18 protein-coding genes are annotated in these 19,717 nt (G+C 60.6%); 11 read left to right on the forward strand and 7 right to left on the reverse strand.

Annotation, left to right across the window (positions count from 1 at the left end; all coding sequences use genetic code 11):
- Window positions 1–41 precede the first annotated feature (41 nt).
- Together selD and mnmH are read left to right on the forward strand one after the other, a co-directional pair.
- Entirely contained in the window at window positions 42–1,076 is a 1,035-nt protein-coding gene (gene selD, locus ACYZTL_RS24820; protein WP_461953946.1) for a selenide, water dikinase SelD, read from the forward strand.
- Window positions 1,076–2,179, forward strand: a complete 1,104-nt coding sequence (gene mnmH / locus ACYZTL_RS24825; protein ID WP_461953947.1) for a tRNA 2-selenouridine(34) synthase MnmH — start codon at window positions 1,076–1,078, stop codon at window positions 2,177–2,179. Before selD ends, mnmH begins: the two co-directional genes overlap by 1 nt.
- A gap of 150 nt (window positions 2,180–2,329) precedes the next feature.
- Here mnmH and ACYZTL_RS24830 read toward each other — a convergent pair whose 3' ends face one another.
- Window positions 2,330–3,004, reverse strand: coding sequence for a histidine phosphatase family protein (locus ACYZTL_RS24830; protein ID WP_461953948.1), 675 nt, complete (start codon window positions 3,002–3,004; stop codon window positions 2,330–2,332).
- Window positions 3,005–3,375: 371 nt separating this feature from the next.
- On the opposite strand from ACYZTL_RS24830, the gene ACYZTL_RS24835 reads away from it, so the two are divergent.
- Together ACYZTL_RS24835 and ACYZTL_RS24840 are read left to right on the forward strand one after the other, a co-directional pair.
- Window positions 3,376–4,074, forward strand: coding sequence for a glutathione S-transferase family protein (locus ACYZTL_RS24835; protein ID WP_461953949.1), 699 nt, complete (start codon window positions 3,376–3,378; stop codon window positions 4,072–4,074).
- A 33-nt stretch (window positions 4,075–4,107) separates the two neighbouring features.
- A complete protein-coding gene (locus tag ACYZTL_RS24840; protein ID WP_461953950.1) occupies window positions 4,108–4,950 on the forward strand; it encodes a PhzF family phenazine biosynthesis protein in 843 nt (280 codons plus the stop codon).
- A gap of 59 nt (window positions 4,951–5,009) precedes the next feature.
- Here ACYZTL_RS24840 and ACYZTL_RS24845 read toward each other — a convergent pair whose 3' ends face one another.
- Window positions 5,010–6,545 (reverse strand): FAD-dependent oxidoreductase, encoded by a 1,536-nt coding sequence (locus ACYZTL_RS24845; protein ID WP_461953951.1) that lies wholly within the window; start codon window positions 6,543–6,545, stop codon window positions 5,010–5,012.
- Window positions 6,546–6,755: 210 nt separating this feature from the next.
- On the opposite strand from ACYZTL_RS24845, the gene ACYZTL_RS24850 reads away from it, so the two are divergent.
- A complete protein-coding gene (locus tag ACYZTL_RS24850; protein ID WP_461953952.1) occupies window positions 6,756–7,850 on the forward strand; it encodes a DUF1615 domain-containing protein in 1,095 nt (364 codons plus the stop codon).
- A gap of 686 nt (window positions 7,851–8,536) precedes the next feature.
- A complete protein-coding gene (locus tag ACYZTL_RS24855) occupies window positions 8,537–9,160 on the forward strand; it encodes a glutathione S-transferase (RefSeq protein WP_461953953.1) in 624 nt (207 codons plus the stop codon).
- Window positions 9,161–9,246: 86 nt separating this feature from the next.
- On the opposite strand, the gene ACYZTL_RS24860 is transcribed toward ACYZTL_RS24855, so the two are convergent.
- Complete coding sequence (locus ACYZTL_RS24860; RefSeq protein WP_046032603.1) at window positions 9,247–9,687, reverse strand: CBS domain-containing protein; 441 nt, start codon at window positions 9,685–9,687, stop codon at window positions 9,247–9,249.
- A 93-nt stretch (window positions 9,688–9,780) separates the two neighbouring features.
- The gene (locus ACYZTL_RS24865; RefSeq protein ID WP_461953954.1) at window positions 9,781–10,689 is read right to left on the reverse strand and encodes a LysR family transcriptional regulator; all 909 of its coding nucleotides are present in this window, start codon (window positions 10,687–10,689) and stop codon (window positions 9,781–9,783) included.
- Window positions 10,690–10,857: 168 nt separating this feature from the next.
- Between ACYZTL_RS24865 and ACYZTL_RS24870 the strand changes: the two genes are divergently transcribed.
- Both ACYZTL_RS24870 and ACYZTL_RS24875 read left to right on the forward strand, forming a co-directional pair.
- Window positions 10,858–11,691, forward strand: a complete 834-nt coding sequence (locus tag ACYZTL_RS24870; RefSeq protein ID WP_461953955.1) for an SDR family oxidoreductase — start codon at window positions 10,858–10,860, stop codon at window positions 11,689–11,691.
- Window positions 11,692–11,900: 209 nt separating this feature from the next.
- Window positions 11,901–14,261 (forward strand): DNA polymerase II, encoded by a 2,361-nt coding sequence (locus ACYZTL_RS24875; RefSeq protein ID WP_461953956.1) that lies wholly within the window; start codon window positions 11,901–11,903, stop codon window positions 14,259–14,261.
- On the opposite strand, the gene ACYZTL_RS24880 is transcribed toward ACYZTL_RS24875, so the two are convergent.
- Together ACYZTL_RS24880 and ACYZTL_RS24885 are read right to left on the reverse strand one after the other, a co-directional pair.
- A complete protein-coding gene (locus ACYZTL_RS24880; RefSeq protein WP_461953957.1) occupies window positions 14,226–14,696 on the reverse strand; it encodes a DUF1810 domain-containing protein in 471 nt (156 codons plus the stop codon). The two genes, ACYZTL_RS24875 and ACYZTL_RS24880, sit on opposite strands and share 36 nt — an antisense overlap.
- A 29-nt stretch (window positions 14,697–14,725) precedes the next feature.
- Entirely contained in the window at window positions 14,726–15,547 is an 822-nt protein-coding gene (locus ACYZTL_RS24885; RefSeq protein WP_461953958.1) for an aldo/keto reductase, read from the reverse strand.
- Window positions 15,548–15,757: 210 nt separating this feature from the next.
- On the opposite strand from ACYZTL_RS24885, the gene ACYZTL_RS24890 reads away from it, so the two are divergent.
- From ACYZTL_RS24890 to ACYZTL_RS24900, 3 genes are all read left to right on the forward strand, one after another.
- The gene (locus tag ACYZTL_RS24890; protein WP_461953959.1) at window positions 15,758–16,507 is read left to right on the forward strand and encodes a hypothetical protein; all 750 of its coding nucleotides are present in this window, start codon (window positions 15,758–15,760) and stop codon (window positions 16,505–16,507) included.
- Between the two features lie 227 nt (window positions 16,508–16,734).
- Complete coding sequence (locus tag ACYZTL_RS24895; RefSeq protein WP_461953960.1) at window positions 16,735–17,520, forward strand: sulfite exporter TauE/SafE family protein; 786 nt, start codon at window positions 16,735–16,737, stop codon at window positions 17,518–17,520.
- 299 nt (window positions 17,521–17,819) lie between these two features.
- Window positions 17,820–18,368 carry a DUF4174 domain-containing protein gene (locus ACYZTL_RS24900; RefSeq protein ID WP_461953961.1) on the forward strand — a complete coding sequence of 183 codons (549 nt, stop codon included), beginning with the start codon at window positions 17,820–17,822 and terminating at the stop codon, window positions 18,366–18,368.
- Between the two features lie 165 nt (window positions 18,369–18,533).
- On the opposite strand, the gene ampC is transcribed toward ACYZTL_RS24900, so the two are convergent.
- Window positions 18,534–19,700, reverse strand: coding sequence for a class C beta-lactamase (gene ampC, locus ACYZTL_RS24905; protein ID WP_461953962.1), 1,167 nt, complete (start codon window positions 19,698–19,700; stop codon window positions 18,534–18,536).
- Window positions 19,701–19,717: the final 17 nt, after the last annotated feature.

A 19,717-nucleotide genomic window follows, 5' to 3' on the forward strand; every position in this document is an offset into this window, starting at 1 on the left:
GTTGTAGACTCATCTGCACCGACTTCACAAGGTGCACCCCCATGAGCGAGCCGATCCGTCTGACCCAGTACAGCCACGGTGCAGGTTGTGGCTGCAAGATTTCCCCTCAGGTGCTGGAAGTGATTCTGGCCGGCAGCGGGGCGCAGATCCTTGACCCCAAGCTCTGGGTCGGCAATGCCTCGCGCGATGACGCGGCGGTGTATTCGATCGACGAAGAGCGTGGCGTGGTCTCGACCACCGATTTCTTTATGCCGATTGTCGACGACCCGTTCGATTTCGGCCGCATCGCCGCCACCAATGCCATCAGCGACATCTACGCCATGGGCGGCCATCCGTTGATGGCCATCGCGATCCTCGGCTGGCCGGTGAATGTGCTGGCGCCGGAGATTGCCCGGGAAGTGATTCGCGGCGGGCGTTCGGTGTGCGATGAAGCCGGGATTCCGTTGGCGGGTGGCCACTCCATCGACGCGCCGGAGCCGATCTTCGGCCTGGCGGTCACCGGACTGGTGGAAAAGCGCCACATGAAGCGCAACGACACGGCCACCGCCGGTTGCCTGCTCTACCTCACCAAACCCCTGGGCATCGGCATCCTCACCACCGCCGAGAAAAAGGGCAAGTTGCGCCACGCCGACATCGGCCTGGCCCGCGACTGGATGTGCACCCTGAACAAACCTGGCAGCCGCTTCGGCAAGCTCGACGGCGTGACCGCTATGACCGATGTCACCGGTTTTGGTCTGCTCGGGCACCTGGTGGAAATGGCCGACGGCAGCCACCTGACGGCGCGCATCGAATACAACCGCGTGCCGCGCCTGCCAGGCGTCGAGTATTACCTCGACCAGGGTTGCGTGCCGGGCGGAACGCTGCGCAATTTCGACAGCTACGCCAGCAAACTCGGGCGTCTACAGGAGATGCACAAACGCGTGCTCTGCGATCCGCAAACCAGCGGTGGTCTGCTGGTGGCGGTCACTCCTGAGGGCAACGAACAATTCCTCAGTGTCGCCGCCGAAATGGGCCTGACCCTTGCGCCGATCGGCGAACTGGTCGAGCGACAGATACACGCCGTCGAGGTGTTTTGATGTCCATCGACTTCACCGATTACCGCGACATTTTCCTCCATGACCGGCCGATGATGGATGCCCGCGCGCCGGTCGAATTCATCAAGGGTTCCTTCCCTGGTGTGATCAACCTGCCGCTGATGAACGACAATGAGCGGCAACGGGTCGGCACCTGCTACAAGCAACATGGCCAGCAGGCGGCCATTGCGTTGGGGCATCAACTGGTGTCCGGCGAGACCAAGGCCGGGCGTATTCAGGCCTGGGCCGATTTTGCCCGGGCTCATCCTGAAGGTCTTTTGTATTGTTTTCGCGGTGGCTTGCGCTCGCAGATCGTTCAGCAATGGCTCAAGAGTGAGGCGGGTATCGATTATCCGCGGGTCGGCGGCGGCTACAAGGCCATGCGTGGCTTCCTGTTGGGGACGATGGATCAGGCGGTGGCGCAATGTGATTTTGTCCTGCTGGGCGGCATGACCGGCACCGGCAAGACCGAAGTGCTCACGCAACTGCGCAACGGCCTGGACCTTGAAGGCCACGCCAACCATCGCGGCTCCAGTTTCGGCAAACGCGCCACGGGTCAGCCGTCCAACATTGATTTTGAAAACCGCCTGGCCGTGGACGTGCTGAAGAAGCGCAGCCGCGGTATCGAGCAGTTTGTGCTGGAAGACGAGAGTCGCGCGATCGGCAGTTGCGCGCTGCCGTTGCCGCTGTATCAGGGCATGCAGCAATTTCCGATGGTCTGGCTGGAAGACAGCCTTGAAGGACGGGTCGAACGCATCCTGCGTGATTACATCGTGGACTTGTGTGCCGAGTTCATCGGCGTGCATGGCGATGAAGGTTTCGGACTGTTTTCCGAGCGCTTGCTGGCGAGCCTGAACAACGTTCAGAAGCGACTGGGCGGCGAGCGTCATCGGCGGATGTTGATCCTGATGGAGGATGCGTTGGCGGAGCAGGCGCGCAGCGGTGCGGTGGATTTGCACCGGGGCTGGATTGAAGGGTTGCTGCGTGAGTATTACGACCCGATGTATGCGTTTCAGCGGGAGAAGAAGGGTTCGCGGATCGAGTTTGCCGGGGAGCGGGGGGCGGTTATCGAGTACCTCAGTGAGCGGGGCAGTCTGCGAGGATGATTGTGTATTTTCCGGCCCCTTCGCGGGCAAGCCCGCTCCCACAGGGGGCCGCGACGATCACAAGTCTGTGTTCCACCACAAACCACTGTGGGAGCGGGCTTGCCCGCGAAGAGGCCCTGACAGACGCTACAAAATCTAAACCATCCCCCCTCAAGTCGGACAGGTCACCTGGCCGTTATCCAGCCCTTGCTTGTAACTGTGGCTCTGCAAACTGGCTTTGCCGTTGTGCCACGTCAGGGTCAGCACAAACAGCGAGTCGTAATCGCTGGACTCCCAGTCTTCAGTGATCTTCTGTTTTTTACCGACGGCTTCGCCGGCGACCTTGTTGATCAACTCGGGCAGGTAGCCGTGGGACCAGGCGGTGTAGATCACCGAGTTGTGATACTTGTCGTGGAGCAGTTCATCGGCCAGGTCGCTGGTGTCGTTGGCCGAGAAGTTGATGTTCACCGGCAAACCGAGCTTGATCGCGCTAGGGCTGATGGTCATCAGGGGGCGAATGTAACTGTAGGAATTATTCAGTTCGCCTTCCTCGACATTGCGCGTCGGGTTGGCCGCAAACACGTAATTGGCCTTGCCGAATTTTTCTGGGAGCAAGGTCGCCAGATCGATGGCGCGGTTCAGGCCCTGGCAATTGAGCTGGCCCAGGCCGCCGGCAGGTTTCTCGGCGTGGCGCAGGAAAACCAGGGTCTGGGTGCCGTCAACCGGTTGGGCGCGGCTTTCGCTGGATTCCAGCGCCAGCAAGAGCGCGCTGGCCGCCAACAGGGAAGGCAGCACGACATACGCACGATGCTTGAAGCGTTGGACGAATTTCAGAAAGTTCATCATGGCATTAGGGAGTCTTCAGCGCATTCGGTTAAGGCTGACAAACCTTTACACCCCGCGCTCCCAGCGTCGGGTGCTTTCCATGTCGTTGAGCCGGTCCGTTTCCGAAAGGGCAACACTCAGAGTCCACTGAAGCCCGTTTGGTTCGATTCCGGCGAAGTGCGCAGCCATGTATCGACAACCTTGAACGGGTTGGAGCAGAGGTTATCGACCGGATGTTGCGGATTTATGGACACAGTACAGGTTGAGGCGTTGACGAAGGCTGCATTCTTCTGATCTTGCTCATCAGCAATATTGATAACGCCAAAAGATCGCAGCCTTCGGCAGCGCCTACATTATGATCTTCGTACTCATTTTCCCGTGGATGCTCCCCGATGACCGATCTGTCTGCGTTCCCCATCACCCGGAAATGGCCGGCCCAATACCCGGAGTGGATTCAGCTCTACTCCTTGCCGACCCCCAACGGCGTCAAGGTATCGATCATGCTCGAAGAGATCGGGCTGCCCTACGAGCCGCATCGCGTGGGCTTCGACACCCACGACCAGCGGTCTCCCGAGTTTCTTTCGCTGAACCCCAACAACAAGATCCCGGCGATCCTCGACCCCCACGGTCCGGACGACAAGCCGCTGCCGTTGTTCGAATCCGGGGCGATTCTGATCTACCTCGCCGACAAGAGCGGGCAATTGCTGGCTCAGGAATCGGCGGCACGTTACGAAACGATCCAGTGGTTGATGTTTCAGATGGGTGGTATCGGGCCCATGTTCGGCCAGGTCGGTTTTTTCAACAAATTCGGTGGCAAGGATTACGAAGACAAACGGCCTCGGGAGCGCTACGTCGAGGAAAGCAGACGGCTGTTGAAAGTGCTCGATGGACGCCTGGAAGGGCGCGACTGGATCATGGGCGAGCGCTACACCATCGCAGACATCGCGACGTTCCCGTGGGTGCGCAACCTGATCGGCTTCTATGAGGCGGGCGATCTGGTGGGCATCAAGGATTTCCCGAACGTAACGCGGGTGCTGGAGCGCTTCCTCGCACGGCCGGCGGTGATGCGCGGGCTGGAAATTCCCAAGTAGGACGTTTCGATTTCATCAGGACCAGGGCAGGCCATGCATTCATTCGATTTCAAACAAGTAGATGTCTTCAGCCGCGTCGCGCTCAAGGGCAATCCGCTGGCCGTGGTGTTCGGTGCAGACGAGCTCAGCGATGAGCGCATGGCGGCGTTCGCCACGTGGACCAACCTCAGTGAAACCACGTTCATCCTTGAGCCGCAGGATCCCCGTGCCGATTACCGGGTCAGGATTTTCACCACCCTGAACGAATTACCGTTCGCCGGTCACCCGACGCTGGGCACTTGCCATGCCTGGCTCGAAGCCGGTGGCGTGCCCAAGGGCGAGGAGGTCATTCAGGAATGCGGCGTCGGCCTGGTACGGGTGCGTCGACAAGGCGCGGAGCTGGCTTTTCTCGCACCGCCACTGCTCAAGACCAGGCCGGTGGAGGCCGATGTCATGGAGCGCGTCCGGCGCGGGCTCAGGCTGGAGCCGGGGGACATTGTGCGGGCGCAGTGGGTTGATAACGGCGCGGGCTGGCTGGCGGTGATGATCGAGGATCGCCAGCAGGTACTGGACCTGCAACCGGATCACGCGCACATGCTTGGCCTCGCGGTCGGCGTGATCGCGCCATGGCATCCGGAGCGCGACGGCGATGACGCACAGTTCGAAGTGCGCGCGTTCATCTCCGGCGACGGCATGCCGGAAGACCCCGCCACCGGCAGCCTGAATGCCGGGATTGCCCAATGGTTGCTCAGCGAAGGGCTGGCGCCGGCGTCCTACGTGGTCAGTCAGGGCCTGACCATGGGGCGGGCGGGGCGGATTCAGGTCGAGCGAATCGGCGATGAGATCTGGATTGGTGGCGCGGTGGTGACCTGCATCAACGGCACATTGTCGCTTTAGTCAGGCTGCAATCCTTGTGGGAGCGAGCAAGCCCGCTCCCTCATTTGAACTGTGTTGCATCAGTGAGCACCAAAAAACGGCCGTATCCCGTGGTCCCGGAAATACCGCTCGATCACTTTCGGGTCCGAGCACGTCTCGGCAATCGCCACATAGGTATCCGGCCGCAACAGGTAAAACCCGTTACGCCCCAGGCCTGCCGATTCAAACGCCGGCCGCCAGTCAAACACATGCAACGGCAAGTGATGTTCGTTGCACCAGGCGATCATTTCGTCGCTGGTGTCGCCGTACACATGCACCTGCCAGTTCGGGCACTTCAGCGGCCCGAAATTATCCCCTTCACCGTCGTGCGCCCAGGGCAGCCGGTCGCCGCCATGCACGTGACCGGCGACGCCCGTGCTCAACGGCATCCCGCGATAGTTGAGGGTGATCTGCGACACCGTGCGGAACAGGAATTCGCGGGAGGTTTCGAACGAAGCCATTTTCGGCAGCAGAAACGGCGCCAGGCGCGTGCGCAGCAAATCGGCCAGGCGCCCTTCAGCGGTGACGAAGCTGAACACCCGGTCGGTGGTGGCGACCAGTTTGCGGGCAAACGCGATGCGCTCGGTTTCATAGGTGTCGAGCAGATGCGCCGCGGCACCGCCGCTCAACACAGCCTCGAGTTTCCACGCAAGGTTGATGGCATCGCCAATCCCGGTGTTCATGCCCTGGCCGCCCGCGGGGCTGTGGACGTGGGCCGCGTCGCCCAATAGAAACGCGCGGCCGCGGCGAAAGTGATCGGCCACCCGATGATGCACGCGGTAGGTCGAGAACCAGTTCACCTGTTCGATCTGCACCTTCATATTTTCGATCGCCCGGCTGCTGACGTCTTCAAACCGCAGGGTTTCCGCGTGCTCGGCGCGTTCGTCGCGCACCGTTCCGATCAGCCGCGCGCGACCTTCGCCGGCCAATGGAAACACCGCGAGAAAGTCCGCTTCATCGAGATCCACGTGCAGTTCCCCATTGAACGTCGGCCCGCTGGCCTGCACGTCAGCCACGTAGAAAACCTGCTGGTAGGTGCCACCGGGAAATCCGGTGTCGAGGGTTTTGCGCACCCTCGAGCGGGCGCCGTCGCATCCGGCGAGGTAACAGGCCTGACAGGTTTCCTCTTGACCATCCGGCAAGCGCAGCCATGCGGTGATGCCGTCGCCAGTTTCCTCGAAACTCTCCAGCTCGGTGTTGCGCTCAACCCGGATGCCAAAGGCTTCCAGACGTTCGATCAGCAACCGCTCGTGCTCGCCCTGAGGAAATATTTCGAGGAACGCATAAGGCGTCAGACCCTCGCCAACCCGGCTCAACGGCAAGCGCGCCACTGGTTCGCCCTTGACCCAGAAGTTGGCCGCCGCCACGCGATGTCCCTTCTGTATCACGGCCTCGTTGAGGTCGAGCTGGCGATACAGTTCCAGCGTTCGGGCCTGCACGGCCAACGCCCGTGAGGTGGTGCCGGGTGCCGAGGTCTTGTCGAGAATCCGCACGCGGATCCCCAGTTTGCTTAGCCACAGCGCGAGCACCAGCCCGGTGGGGCCGGCGCCGATGATCAGTACGTCGCTACGGTTCATGCGCCTGTCCTCCCCGGCGTTTGGGTCAAGTATGGTTCAGGCGAAGAGGGCCGTCAGACGGCCTGCCCAACGGAAAAAGGCCCCGCAGACTCGCAAGCTCGGCAACGGCTACAACGATGTCGGGAACAGGGGGAGTGCCGTTAGAGTCATAGCCTGCGTCATGCGATTGATCGTATGGTTACCCCGGCTCAACGGATTTGATGGAGCAGCATGCAAGCGAATCGATTGATCACGAGCGTCGCGGCGCTGTTGGTGCTGGCCGGGTGCGGGACACAGCGCAGCCAGGAAGCCCCGGCCCGATCACCCGCCGAGGTCAAGGCAGAGATCGTGCGCTTGCTGCCGGCCAAAACCGTGGACCGCCAAGGCTGGGCCACGGACATCTACGCGGCCTTTGCCGCGCAGGACATTTATCCCTCCACGCAAAACCTGTGTTCCGTGCTGGCGGTCACCGAGCAGGAGTCGACCTTTCAGGTTGATCCGTCGGTGCCGGGCCTGGGCAAGATCGCCCGTGATGAAATCGACCGGCGTGCCGCGAAGGTCCATATCCCCGGTCTGCTGGTGAGCGGGGCGTTGCAAGTGAGTTCGGGCAACGGCAAGAGCTACAGCGACCGGCTGAATGCCGCGCGTAGCGAAAAGGAGCTCAGCGCAATCTTCGATGACTTCATCGGCATGGTGCCCATGGGGCGGACGCTGTTTGGCGGTTTCAACCCGGTGCACACCGGTGGCCCGATGCAGGTCAGCATCGACTTCGCCGAGCAGCAGGCAAGGAGTTATCCCTACCCGGTGGACGGCACGATTCGGCATGAAGTGTTTAGCCGTCGCGGTGGCATGTATTTCGGCATCGCCCACTTGCTGGGTTATCCGGTGAGCTACAAACAGCCGCTGTACCGCTTCGCCGATTTCAACGCCGGTTGGTATGCGAGCCGCAATGCCGCGTTTCAGAACGCTGTGAGCCGTGCTTCGGGCATTCCGCTGGCGCTGGACGGCGATCTGGTGCGCTACGACTCGATCATGCCCGGTACCACGGAGCTGGCCGTGCGTACCCTCGGCAAGCGCTTGGACATGCGCAATCCGACCATCAGGGATCAGTTGGAGAAGGGCAAAAGCCTTGAGTTCGAGGACACCCGGTTGTATCAGCGGGTCTTCGAGCTGGCCGAACAGACCGAAGGCCGCTCATTGCCGCGTGCGGTATTGCCGGGGATCATGCTGCAGAGCCCGAAAATCACCCGGAAACTCACGACAGCGTGGTTTGCCAAGCGGGTTGATGAACGTTATCAGCGCTGTATGGCGCGGGCGGGGAAGTGACTGGTTTCAATAAGGCGTAAAAAAACCGGCTGATGAGGCTGATGTTGTTCACTTAAAAAAATCTTCAGGCAAGCAAGAAATCTGTGGCGAGGGGATTTATCCCCGTTCGGCTGCGAAGCAGTCGTAGAGCAGGACAAATTAGTGTGTCTGAATGGACGCCGAGGGCCGCTTCGCGACCCAACGGGGATAAATCCCCTCGCCACAAATGTGGGTGCCCGCGCTTAAGTGAACAGCATCAGGCTGATGAGGCCGGGTTTTTTGTCGAGTCTTGCGGTAAAGCCATTCATTCATACCGCACGGCTTTCGATCAAACGATCCGAGTCGCTGGGTGTGATGGTGGGGCAGCAACAGCTGCAGTTCGCGTTCATAGGCGAGCATGGCCCCACCACGCCCTTTTTCACCGGCTAGACTGGCTGATGACGAATGGTCGCTCGGCGAGCAGGCACTTATCGCCAGGCAGGCCAGAATGAACCCGAAGGCGAAAACTGACTCCTGTAGGAGCGAGCTTGCTCGCGATGGACGCCAACGGTAACGCGAATTCTCTGGATATACGCGTCGTCCTGAAGTCCATCGTCGGAACGCCGCCCGGAGCAAGCTCGCTCCTACAAAGATCCGCCAAATGGCAGGGAACGTGACCTGTACCCACTCGTCAACTGACTATCTGTTCGTCTCGCCAGGAGCGCGATATGTATCAGCTATACGGACACCAGAACTCCGGCGCCGCCGCCATCGAAGCCGCGTTGGAGCTCTGTGAGATTCCTTACCGCTTCATCGACGTCGAGGTATCCACGGAGGCGGCCCACGCCCTGGAGAAACTCAACCCGCTCAAGCAGATTCCGACCTTGCAACTGCCTGACGGCAGCATTCTCACCGAAAGTGCGGCGATCCTGATTCATCTCGGGCTCACGTTTCCCAAGTCGAAACTGCTGCCGGAAAACGCCGCCGAGCGCGATCAGGCGATCCGTGGTCTGGTGTACATCGTCAGCAATTGTTACGCGGCGATCGGCATCATCGATTACCCCGAGCGGTGGTTGCTGGTGGCGGATAAACCCTCTCGGGACAACCTCATGGCTGGCGCTCGCGACCGACTGCACTGGAGTTGGGAGGTGTTCGCCGATCAGTTCTCGGGCGAGTTGTATCTGGGCGATGAGCCGCCGGGTGCGCTGGATGTGCTGGCGGCGGTGATTACGCGATGGGCGGGCAGTCGGGAGCATTTGCGCAGCGCCCGGCCCGGGTTTTTTGCCTGGCTTGAGCGAATTGACCGGCACCCGACGCTGGCACCGGTCTTTGCGCGGCATTGGCCATCCTGAAAAGATCGCAGCCTGCGGCAGCTCCTACGGTGTAAACACCCTATCAATGTAGGAGCTGCCGAAGGCTGCGATCTTTTGACCTGCTCTTATTCGCCGCGGATGTACTGCTCCAACTGTTGAATCAGTTCAGCCTGTTCAGCGATGGCTTCCTTGACCAGGTCGCCGATCGACAGCAAACCGATCAGCTTGCCGTTCTCCACCACCGGCAGGTGGCGCAGGCGTCTGTCGGACATGATGCCCAGGCAGGTATCGACGGTTTGATGGGTGTCCACGGTGATCACCGGAGACACCATGATGTCGCGCACCGGCGTGCCCACCGAAGAACGGCCATGCAGCACCAGTTTGCGTGCGTAATCACGTTCACTGATGATGCCCAGCACTTCGTCATTCTCTACCACCAGCAAGGCACCAACGTTCTTCTCGGCCATCTTCATCAGTGCTTCCAGCACCATGTGATCGGGCTTGATCTGGTGCACTTCCTGGTTTTTCTGATCTTTCAACTTGAGCAGTTGGGCGACGGTTTTCATGGTGGCTTCTCGGGTGTTGTCGTTGTTCTTGAAGAATCGTAGACGCAAGCGCTGAGGGCAAGGGATAAAGCGGCAGATAACGCGCAAAAAACGTCATTCAGCGGTTTTTCTTTGGTAAACCTCACGTATCAAGTCGATAAACGCACGCAACCCGGCGGGAACATGACGATTGGCCGGGTAGTACAGGCAGAGGCCGGAATAGGGCGGCGTCCAGTCTTGCAGCACCCGGATCAACCGGCCACTGGCGATCTCCCCGGCAATGGAGAATTCGCTGGTGCAGGCCAGCCCGACGCCTTGCAGTGCGGCGTCGACAATCAGGTGATGGCTGTCGAGGGTCAGCGGTCCGTTGACGTCGATGATCTGCTGCTGACCGCGTTTCTCGAATTCCCAGCGGTAAATCGTGCCACTGGCAAAACGGGTGCGGATGCAGTTGTGTCTGGCCAGGTCCGCCGGCGATTTGGGCTTCGGGTGGCTGGCGAAGTAAGCCGGCGAGCCGACCACTGCAAATTGCAGCGGCGGGCTGCACGGCACGGCAATCATGTCCAGCGGCACGCTGTCGGCCAGGCGAATGCCCGCGTCGAAACCGTCGGCGACGATGTCCACCAGGGCTGTATCGGTGACGATGTCCAGGCGCATGTCCGGGTAGCGTTTGAGGAATTCCACCACCACCGGGGTCATGATCGTCTGCACTGCGCCTTCGGTGGCGTTGATACGCAGGGTGCCGCTCGGTGTATCGCGAAACTGATTGACCGCTTCCATCGCCGCCGAGATCTCGTGCAGCGCCGGCCGCAACCGTGCCAGAAACTGTTCGCCGGCCTCGGACAGCGACACGCTGCGCGTGGTGCGATTGAACAAACGCACACCCATACGCTGTTCCAGTGCCGCGATGGCGTGGCTCATGGCCGAGGGTGACATGCCCAGCTCATCGGCAGCGCGGCGGAAACTGCGGTGGGTCGATACAGCGACCACGGCGTTGAGTTCGACCAATCCCATTTTTTGCATTGTGCTGATTCCTGCATCAGTTCATCCCATATTAGCTCGATTGTTTGAAGGATGGCTGGGGCCTAACGTGGTTGCTGCCACATCACATTTCCCCTGTGGGAGCGGCAGTGCGGCGATCCGACTTGCTCGCTCCCACAGGGATCACCTTGGTTGATAGAGAGCACTCCAATGACCCAGACCGTACTCATCACCGGCGCCTCCACCGGCTTCGGCCAATCCGCCGCACACCTGTTTGCCGCCCAAGGCTGGAACGTCGTTGCGACCATGCGTAACCCCGCCGTCGGCGCAGACCTCGCAGCGCTGGAACGGGTGCTGGTCACGCGCCTCGACGTCCAGGACCCGGCCAGCATCGACGCTGCCATCGCTGCGGGTATCGAGCGTTTCGGCCAGATCGACGTACTGGTCAACAACGCCGGTTTCGGCCTGTCCGGCGTATTCGAAGGCACGTCCCGCGAGAAAATCCGTGAGCAGTTCGACGTCAACGTCTTCGGCGTGATGGACGTGACCCGAGCGATCCTGCCGCACTTTCGTCAGCGCCAGGCCGGGGTGATCATCAATGTCAGCTCCGGCGCCGGTGTCTTTGGTCTGCCGATGATTTCGGCGTACAACGCCAGCAAATTCGCCCTGGAAGGGTTTTCGGAGTCGCTGTCCTACGAGCTGGCGGCGCTGGGCATCGTGGTGAAAATCGTCGAACCGGGCGGGGTGATCAGCACCGGGTTTGGCGCACGTTCCGCGGCGGAGGCGGCAGAGCTGGCGACTCCGGCGGATTACGACACTTTTGTCGGCGCGGCTTTGAAGGTGTTCGAAGGATTGCGCGGGGAGCGCCTGGCCACGTCGGAGGATGTGGCGCAAGTCATCTTCGGGGCGGCCAGCGACGGTACGGACCAGTTGCGCTACGTCGCAACCCAAGACATCGAACCGCTGGTGAAAGCGCGCCGGGAGACCTCGGAAGTCGAGTACATGGCGATGATGCGTGGCAAGTTTTCCACAGGCAGCCGCTGATCTGTGACCTGACTCAACCCCTGTGGGAGCGGCGGTGCGGCGATCCGACTTGCTCGCGAAGGCGGACTCACATTCGGCATTGATGTTGATTGACACGACGCTTTCGCGAGCAAGCCCGCTCCCACAGGGATCGCGCCACATCACAGAAAGCGCTATCGCCGGCGATGACGCGTAGAATTGCCACCTGAATCAGATTCGAGGTTGCAGTGGTGGATTTACAGCGGGGCTTCGTCCTGACCCGGCATTGGCGCGATACCCCGGCCGGTACGGAAGTCGAGTTCTGGCTGGCGACCGACACCGGTCCCCGGCGTATCCGCGTGCCGCATCAACCGTCGGTGGCGTTCATCCCGGCCGAGCAGCGCGAGCAGGCCGAAGTGGTGCTGCACGGCGAAAAAAATGTCGAGCTGAAACCCTTGGCTCTGCAGGATTTCGAACACCGCCCGGTGCTCGGCCTGTATTGCCGGCAGCACGGTCAATTGATGCGTCTGGAAACCGCGCTGCGCAAGGCCGGCGTCGAGATGTTCGAAGCCGACGTGCGTCCACCGGAACGCTACATGATGGAGCGCTTCATCACGGCGCCGGTCATCTTCGGTGGCACACCGAATGCCGAAGGCCTGCTGCTCGACGCACAGATGAAACCCGATCCCGACTATCGGCCAACGCTCAAACTGGTGTCCCTGGACATCGAAACCACCGCTCAAGGCGATCTGTATTCCATTGCCCTTGAAGGCTGCGGTGAGCGCCAGGTCTATATGCTCGGCCCACCGAATGGCGACGACAGCGAGGTGGATTTCCAGCTCGAATACTGCGACTCCCGAACCCTGCTGCTGAAAAAACTCAACGAATGGTTCGCCCGCCACGACCCGGACGCGATTATCGGCTGGAACGTCGTGCAGTTCGATTTACGGGTGCTTCACGAACACGCACGACGGCTGGCGGTGCCGCTGAAACTGGGGCGTGGCGGTGAAGAAATGCAGTGGCGCGAACACGGTAGCCGCAACCATTATTTCGCCTCGGCCGCCGGGCGTTTGATCATCGACGGCATCGAATCACTGCGCTCGGCGACCTGGAGTTTTCCCTCGTTCAGCCTGGAAAACGTCGCGCAAACCCTGCTCGGCGAAGGCAAGGCGATCAGTACGCCGTACCAGCGCATGGACGAAATCAACCGCATGTTCGCCGAGGACAAACCGGCCCTGGCCAAATACAACCTCAAGGACTGCGAACTGGTCACGCGGATATTCGCCAAAACCGAATTGCTGACCTTCCTGCTGGAGCGGGCCAGCGTCACCGGGTTGCCGGCGGATCGCAGCGGTGGTTCGGTGGCGGCGTTCACGCACTTGTACATGCCGTTGATGCACCGTCAGGGCTTCGTCGCGCCGAACCTCGGGACCAAGCCGGCGCAGGCCAGTCCCGGCGGATTTGTCATGGACTCGCAGCCGGGCCTGTACGAATCGGTGCTGGTGCTCGACTACAAAAGCCTCTATCCGTCGATCATCCGCACCTTCCTCATCGACCCGGTCGGGTTGATCGAAGGCTTGCGGCATCCCGACGACAGCGAGTCCGTGCCGGGTTTTCGCGGTGCGCGTTTTTCCAGAACCCGGCATTGCCTGCCGGCCATCGTCGCCCGGGTCGCCGAGGGTCGTGAAACCGCCAAGCGCGAACACAATGCGCCGCTGTCTCAGGCGTTGAAGATCATCATGAACGCCTTCTACGGTGTGCTCGGTTCCAGCGGCTGCCGCTTCTTCGATACGCGTCTGGCCTCATCGATCACGTTGCGCGGCCACGAAATCATGCTGCGCACCCGGCAACTGATCGAAGCCCAGGGGCACACGGTGATCTACGGCGACACCGACTCGACGTTTGTCTGGCTGCGCCGCGCCCACGGTCAGCAGGAAGCGGCGCAGATCGGCCGTGCGCTGGTGGACCACGTCAACCAGTGGTGGCGCGCGCATGTTCAAGAGGAATACGGGCTGGAAAGCGCGCTGGAGTTGCAGTTCGAAACCCACTACAAACGCTTTCTGATGCCGACCATTCGGGGGGCCGAGGAGGGCAGCAAGAAGCGTTATGCCGGACTGGTCACCCGTGACGACGGCACGGACGAGATGGTCTACAAAGGGCTGGAGACCGTGCGCACCGACTGGTCGCTGCTGGCCCGGCAATTTCAGCAAGAGCTGTACACGCGAATCTTCCATCGCCAGCCGTATCAGGATTATGTGCGCGAGTACGTGCGCAAAACCCTGGCCGGCGAGTTCGATGATCGCCTGATTTACCGCAAGCGCCTGCGCCGCACCCTGGATGACTATGAACGCAACGTGCCGCCGCATGTTCGCGCGGCGCGGATCGCCGACGACTACAACGATCAGCAGGGTCGGCCGCGGCAATACCAGAACGGCGGCTGGATCAGCTACGTGATCACCGTCGCCGGGCCCGAGCCGCTGGAAATCCGCAGTGCGCCCATCGATTACGACCATTACGTCACCCGGCAGCTGCAACCGGTGGCCGATGCGATTCTGCCGTTTGTGGACGACGATTTCTCAACCCTGATTGGGGGGCAGTTGGGCCTGTTTTGAGTCCAGCAGCGTTAACGTCCACTCGTCCGCTATACCGTGGAAATAGCGATCCAGCGCTTGATGGAACAGGCTGTCATCCGGGGTGAACTGCGCGAAAAGGGTCATCGACGAACGAAATTTAATGTCGTCCGGATGACCGAAAATTTCGCTGATGGAGCGTTCCTGGATATTCAGCACCCTTTGTGTGCAGTCAAGGAGGCGGGCACCCAGCCGTGGATGGTTCAGGTAGGCCGTTGCCTCCGCGCCTGAACGGATTGCGAAATGCTGAGACATCTCGCTGCCGCCCAGCCCCGCGAATTGCGGAAAGATGAACCACATCCAGTGACTGCGCTTTTGTCCTGCTCCAAGTTCGTTTTTCACTCGCTCAAACACCGGGTCCTGCGCCTGGAGAAAGCGCTGCAGATTAAAGGTGTCGAGCTGATCGGTGCTTCTCATGAGAAGCCCTCTGACAAAACCGCGATGGCTCAGACCATGGCCAGTCGCTGTTTGCGTTTTGGCGCGCGAAACGCGTGGTCCAGCGCCTCCAGATCTCCGACCTCAAGCCGCATTTGCGCGGCTTGCGCATTCAGATGCACGTGTTCAGGCCGGACCGCTTTGGGGATGGCAATCACACCATCCTGTCGCAGAATCCATGCCAGCGCTATCTGCGCCGGTGTCACGCCGTGACGGGCGGCCACCTGAGTGAGCGTCGGGTGGGCCAGCAAACTCCCGCCCTGGCCGATGGGACAGTACGCCATCAATGGCTGCCGATGCTGTTGGCACCACGGCAGTAAATCAAATTCTATGCCTCGTTCCTCCAGGTTGTAGAGCACTTGATTGGTGGCGCAGGCCGGGGAGGCCAGTTCCTGCAGGTCATCGATATCGAAATTGGACACGCCCCAACGGCCGATCTTGCCGTCTTCGCGCAGGCGTTCGAAGGCTTCGACGGTTTCTTCAAGCGGATACTGGCCGCGCCAGTGCAACAGGTACAAGTCGATGTAGTCGGTGTTCAAACGGCGCAGGCTGCGCTCGCAGGCCTGGGGAATGCCTTTGCGGCCGGCGTTGTGCGGATAGACCTTGCTGACGAGAAACACCTTGTCGCGCAGGCCGGCGATCGCTTCGCCCACCACGTCCTCGGCGCCACCTTCGGCATACATTTCAGCGGTGTCGATCAGGGTCATGCCCAACTCGATGCCCAGGCGCAGCGCGGCGACTTCTTCAGCGTGTCGAGCGTGATCTTCACCCATGAGCCAGGTGCCCTGGCCAATGACGGGTACGTTGACGCCGGCCAGTTCGAGGGTCCGCATGAAAATCTCCTTTATGTCATTCGGTCGATACTTCGGTTGGCAGCAGAATAGCCCATGGGTTCCCTCGCCTGTAGCAGTTGCCGAGTCTGCGAACGCGACGTTGCCAGCACTAATAGACTGTCGGCACTGCACTTTTTCGCAATCCACGGCTCTACCCTTGGCCAGCCTGCGGCGATCCCCACTGCCGGCCCATGCTCAAGTTCAAGCCCCATGGCCCGAGTTTTACCCCTCACCGCTGTGCATATCCGCCGCCATTGCCTGCTGCTCGCCGTCCTGTCGATGCTGTTCACGACCGGGTGCAGCCAGCAGCAAGGCCGGGACATCGTCAGCCAGTTTCGTGAAGGTCGGCCCCAGGAATTCCTTCAGACCAGCGTCGACCGCATGGCCACCCTGGCGATGCGCGACAACCTCGACAGCCTCTACCTGCTCATGAGCAAGCTCTACCTGCGCAACCCGCAGGAGCTGAAAAAGTCCGGTTTCCTTGATGCCCGCACCGCAGGCAATCAGGTGCGCATGGCCATCGAACAGCAACAGCCGCTGCCGACCCTGGGGGGCAAGAAAGATCTGGCGGCGTTGAGTTACGCCATGAGTCCGGAGTTTCTCGGCGACCGGGTCGGAGCCTTCATCTATGCCATCGGCAGCATGCTGGTCACCGCGCACGGCAACCGGCTGGAGTTCTACATGACCGATGCGATCAGCCCGACCTTCGTCAACAACGCCGCGCGCAACATCGAGAAAGCCACCTGGATCCTCAGCCAGCGGCAGAACAAAAACGGCGAACCCTTGCTGTTCTCCAACGAAATCTCGGAGGAGGGCAGCAACCTGAGTTTTGCCGTGGAGTTCGGCAAGATCGTCGCGCGCCTGGACCTGCTGACCCGGATGCTGGACGAGCGCTACCGGCGGATCGGCCTGAATTACGCGCAGAGCCTGCTGTTTCTCAATTTCTTGCCCGTGCAGTGAATCCCAATGTGGGAGCAAACCTTTGTGGCGAGGGAGCTTGCTCCCGCTTGAGTGCGCAGCACTCACAAAAGGGGCCGCTACGCAGCCCAGCGGGAGCAAGCTCCCTCGCCACACAGGCTCTCTCCCGCGTGTACGGGCATAACGATAGACCGCATCGATATAAGTGGTTATAAGAAAAATCGCTATGCTGCGGGCCAGTTTTTTCATGCGTTTTTGTGGGCGTGTTAATGGATTTCGTTAACTTAGGTTTGGTTGTTGCGGGTTTAGTGGTGGGTTTCATTGTCGGCATGACCGGCGTGGGCGGTGGCTCGCTGATGACGCCGATCCTGCTGTGGTTCGGGATCAATCCAGCCACGGCGGTGGGTACGGACCTGCTGTACGCGGCGATTACCAAATCCAGCGGCGTGCTGGTTCATCGCAAGAACAAGAACATCGACTGGGCGATTACCGGTTGGCTGACCCTTGGCAGTGTGCCGGCGGTGGCGCTGACGCTGTGGTTCCTCAGCAGTTTGCAATCCTCCCCGGACGCGATGAACGCCATCATCAAACAAGCGCTGGGCTTTGTGCTGTTTGCCACGGCACTGGCGATTTTCTTCAAGAAACGCTTGCTCGATTTCGCCCACAAACGCGCCGGCGGCCATTACAACCCGAGCGGCCAGCGCTTGAATGTGCTGACCGTAATCACCGGCCTGATCCTCGGCACCATGGTCGCCCTGACCTCCATCGGCGCAGGCGCCCTGGGCACCGTGGCGTTGTTCATCCTCTATCCGCTGCTGCCGACTCGCCGTCTGGTCGGCACGGAAATCGCCCATGCCGTGCCGCTGACTTTGGTCGCCGGTCTTGGCCATGCCAGCATGGGCAACATGGACTGGCATGTGCTGGGTTACTTGCTGATCGGTTCGCTGCCGGGGATTTACCTGGGCAGTCACCTGACGGGCCGTATCTCCGATGAAGTGTTGCGTCCATGCCTGGCCTCGATGCTGGTGCTGATCGGCTACAAACTGGCGTTCTGATTTTTGCCTCAGGCGTCAGTCATTCACGGGTGAAAATCTCCAGCAGATGCCCGTCCGGGTCATCGAAATATTGCTTCTCACGACACCAGACGATGGTGTGATTCAGCTGAGCGCTCATGGAGAAGTCCTCACGGCGGATCAGGCGGTTTCTGTATGAGCTATGAGATTAGTCCAGCCTGTTGCGCAATGACCGCCCTGACCTAAGCTTGGGTCAAGGCGAGACACAATTGCGGTGCGTGACCCGGAACGATCGCCGCGATGCGCAATCATTAGAGCGTGGATATCAAAAGGAGATGCGCATGCTCATCAGGTCATTGACCCTGGCAACCCTGCTGGCGATCGCCGGCCCCTTGCTCGCCGCCGATGGCGACTCACCGCTGGACATGGACAAGGGCAGGTCCAGACCGCTGATTGTCATCGCGCCGAGCACGGTCGATCCTGCATGGGTCAGCCTGAAAAATTCGCTAAATGAGCCTGCCAATCGCAAAGAATTCACAGACCGGAATATGGTCCTGTACACCGTGCTCAACTTGATGGGCCAGCGTGAAGGCAAGGACATGGGGCCACAAGACACGGCGGCATTGATCCGCTCGCTCAAGTTGGGGGCCGGGGCGAAGACCAAGGTGATTCTGGTCGGCAAGGACGGTGAAAAGAAACTCGAGCAATCGGATGCGGTTGATCTGAAGACGATTTTCAAAACCGTCGACGAACTGCCGCCGACCGAGAAAGAAGCCACGGTGCCTGTACCGCCGCCGGTCACTGAAGCCGAACCGGCGAAGGGTGCCAAAGGGACAAAACCGGGCAAACCGGCGATGCCCGCCAAGCCACCGGAAATGCCTGACGATTGAATCCGCGCAGATCCCTTTGTGGCGAGGGAGCTTGCTCCCGCTCGGCTGCGCAGCAGTCGTGAAACCTGCTCCCGAAGATTATCTGATGGAGCGCGGTTACCGAATTGGGGCCGCTTCGCAGCCCAGCGGGAGCAAGCTCCCTCGCCACAAAATGCGGGGTGAGGATTATTCGTTCAATGCACTCAACACCGCATGAGCGATTTTGATCCGCTCCGGATTCGGATAGTTTTTGTTGGCCAGGATCACGATGCCAATGTCCTTCGACGGCACATACGCCACGTAGGCCCCGAAGCCACCGGTTGAGCCGGTCTTGTTGAACAGCACATTACCCGGTTGAACCTGCGGCGGGTTCAACCACTGGACTTTATGTGCCTCCATCGCCATCTGCGTCGAGTTACCGGCAAGCAACGTATCGAGACTGACCGGGTAGTTGTAGAACTCCCAACCCAGGCCTTGGGTCATGTCGCCGACCTTGTAATAACCAGTATGCGTCGTGGCGATCGCGCGCTGCATCGTCGCTTCAAGACCTGACGGCTTCATGTTCGCTTCGACGTAGCGAAGCAAGTCCGAAGCGCTGGTTTTCACGCCATACGCCTCCGAATCCAGTGCCCCCGGCCCGACCCGCACCGGTTTGTCTTCCTTGTTGTACCCCTGAGCGTAAAGCGCCATCTGATCCTGCGGCACCTTGAAGAAGGTGTGCTGCAACCCGAGTTTCGGCAGCAAGGTCTTTTCCATCAGCGTATCAAACGGCTGGCCCATGCTGTGGGCCGCGAGATAACCGAACAGCCCCAGGCTCGGGTTCGAATACTGTCGATGACTACCAGCGGCGTAGACCGGTTTCCACTGTTTGAAATAGCCGAGCATCTTGTCCGCGGCATCGGCATCGCTCGGGAATTGCAGCGGCAGGCCGCCGGCGGTGTAGGTGCCCAGTTGCAGCACGCTGACGTGATCGAACGCGCTGCCGCGCAACGCCGGCAGGAGGTGGCTGGCTGTGTCGGAGAGGGACAGTTTGCCGCTGGCCTGAGCGTAGGCGGCGAGGGTGGCGGTGAAGGTTTTACTCACCGAGCCGATCTCGAACAAGGTGCTTTCGGTGACTGCCGTGCCGGTTTCCTTCGAGGTCACGCCGTAATTAAAGTAATGCTGTTTGCCATCAACCGTGATCGCGACGGCCATGCCGGGAATGTGCTGTTGCTGCATGACCGGTACGACAGCGGCTTTCACCGCCGCTTCGATCTGTGCGTCAGTCTGATTCCCGGCAACGCAGTAACCCGCACCAAGGAACAGTCCGAAAGCGCTGTAGGATAAGACCTTGCTGAGTGTGAAGTTGTGCATGATTGAGCCGCTGTCCA

It is taken from the genome of Pseudomonas sp. LB3P81, assembly GCF_054897965.1.

Bases quoted from the DNA above. Each gene is read 5' to 3' on its own strand.
- selD (WP_461953946.1), top strand. From the start codon at position 42: ATGAGCGAGCCGATCCGTCTGACCCAGTACAGCCACGGTGCAGGTTGT.
- mnmH (WP_461953947.1), top strand. From the start codon at position 1,076: ATGTCCATCGACTTCACCGATTACCGCGACATTTTCCTCCATGACCGG.
- ACYZTL_RS24830 (WP_461953948.1), bottom strand. From the start codon at position 3,004: ATGATGAACTTTCTGAAATTCGTCCAACGCTTCAAGCATCGTGCGTAT.
- ACYZTL_RS24835 (WP_461953949.1), top strand. From the start codon at position 3,376: ATGACCGATCTGTCTGCGTTCCCCATCACCCGGAAATGGCCGGCCCAA.
- ACYZTL_RS24840 (WP_461953950.1), top strand. From the start codon at position 4,108: ATGCATTCATTCGATTTCAAACAAGTAGATGTCTTCAGCCGCGTCGCG.
- ACYZTL_RS24845 (WP_461953951.1), bottom strand. From the start codon at position 6,545: ATGAACCGTAGCGACGTACTGATCATCGGCGCCGGCCCCACCGGGCTG.
- ACYZTL_RS24850 (WP_461953952.1), top strand. From the start codon at position 6,756: ATGCAAGCGAATCGATTGATCACGAGCGTCGCGGCGCTGTTGGTGCTG.
- ACYZTL_RS24855 (WP_461953953.1), top strand. From the start codon at position 8,537: ATGTATCAGCTATACGGACACCAGAACTCCGGCGCCGCCGCCATCGAA.
- ACYZTL_RS24860 (WP_046032603.1), bottom strand. From the start codon at position 9,687: ATGAAAACCGTCGCCCAACTGCTCAAGTTGAAAGATCAGAAAAACCAG.
- ACYZTL_RS24865 (WP_461953954.1), bottom strand. From the start codon at position 10,689: ATGCAAAAAATGGGATTGGTCGAACTCAACGCCGTGGTCGCTGTATCG.
- ACYZTL_RS24870 (WP_461953955.1), top strand. From the start codon at position 10,858: ATGACCCAGACCGTACTCATCACCGGCGCCTCCACCGGCTTCGGCCAA.
- ACYZTL_RS24880 (WP_461953957.1), bottom strand. From the start codon at position 14,696: ATGAGAAGCACCGATCAGCTCGACACCTTTAATCTGCAGCGCTTTCTC.
- ACYZTL_RS24885 (WP_461953958.1), bottom strand. From the start codon at position 15,547: ATGCGGACCCTCGAACTGGCCGGCGTCAACGTACCCGTCATTGGCCAG.
- ACYZTL_RS24890 (WP_461953959.1), top strand. From the start codon at position 15,758: ATGGCCCGAGTTTTACCCCTCACCGCTGTGCATATCCGCCGCCATTGC.
- ACYZTL_RS24895 (WP_461953960.1), top strand. From the start codon at position 16,735: ATGGATTTCGTTAACTTAGGTTTGGTTGTTGCGGGTTTAGTGGTGGGT.
- ACYZTL_RS24900 (WP_461953961.1), top strand. From the start codon at position 17,820: ATGCTCATCAGGTCATTGACCCTGGCAACCCTGCTGGCGATCGCCGGC.
- ampC (WP_461953962.1), bottom strand. From the start codon at position 19,700: ATGCACAACTTCACACTCAGCAAGGTCTTATCCTACAGCGCTTTCGGA.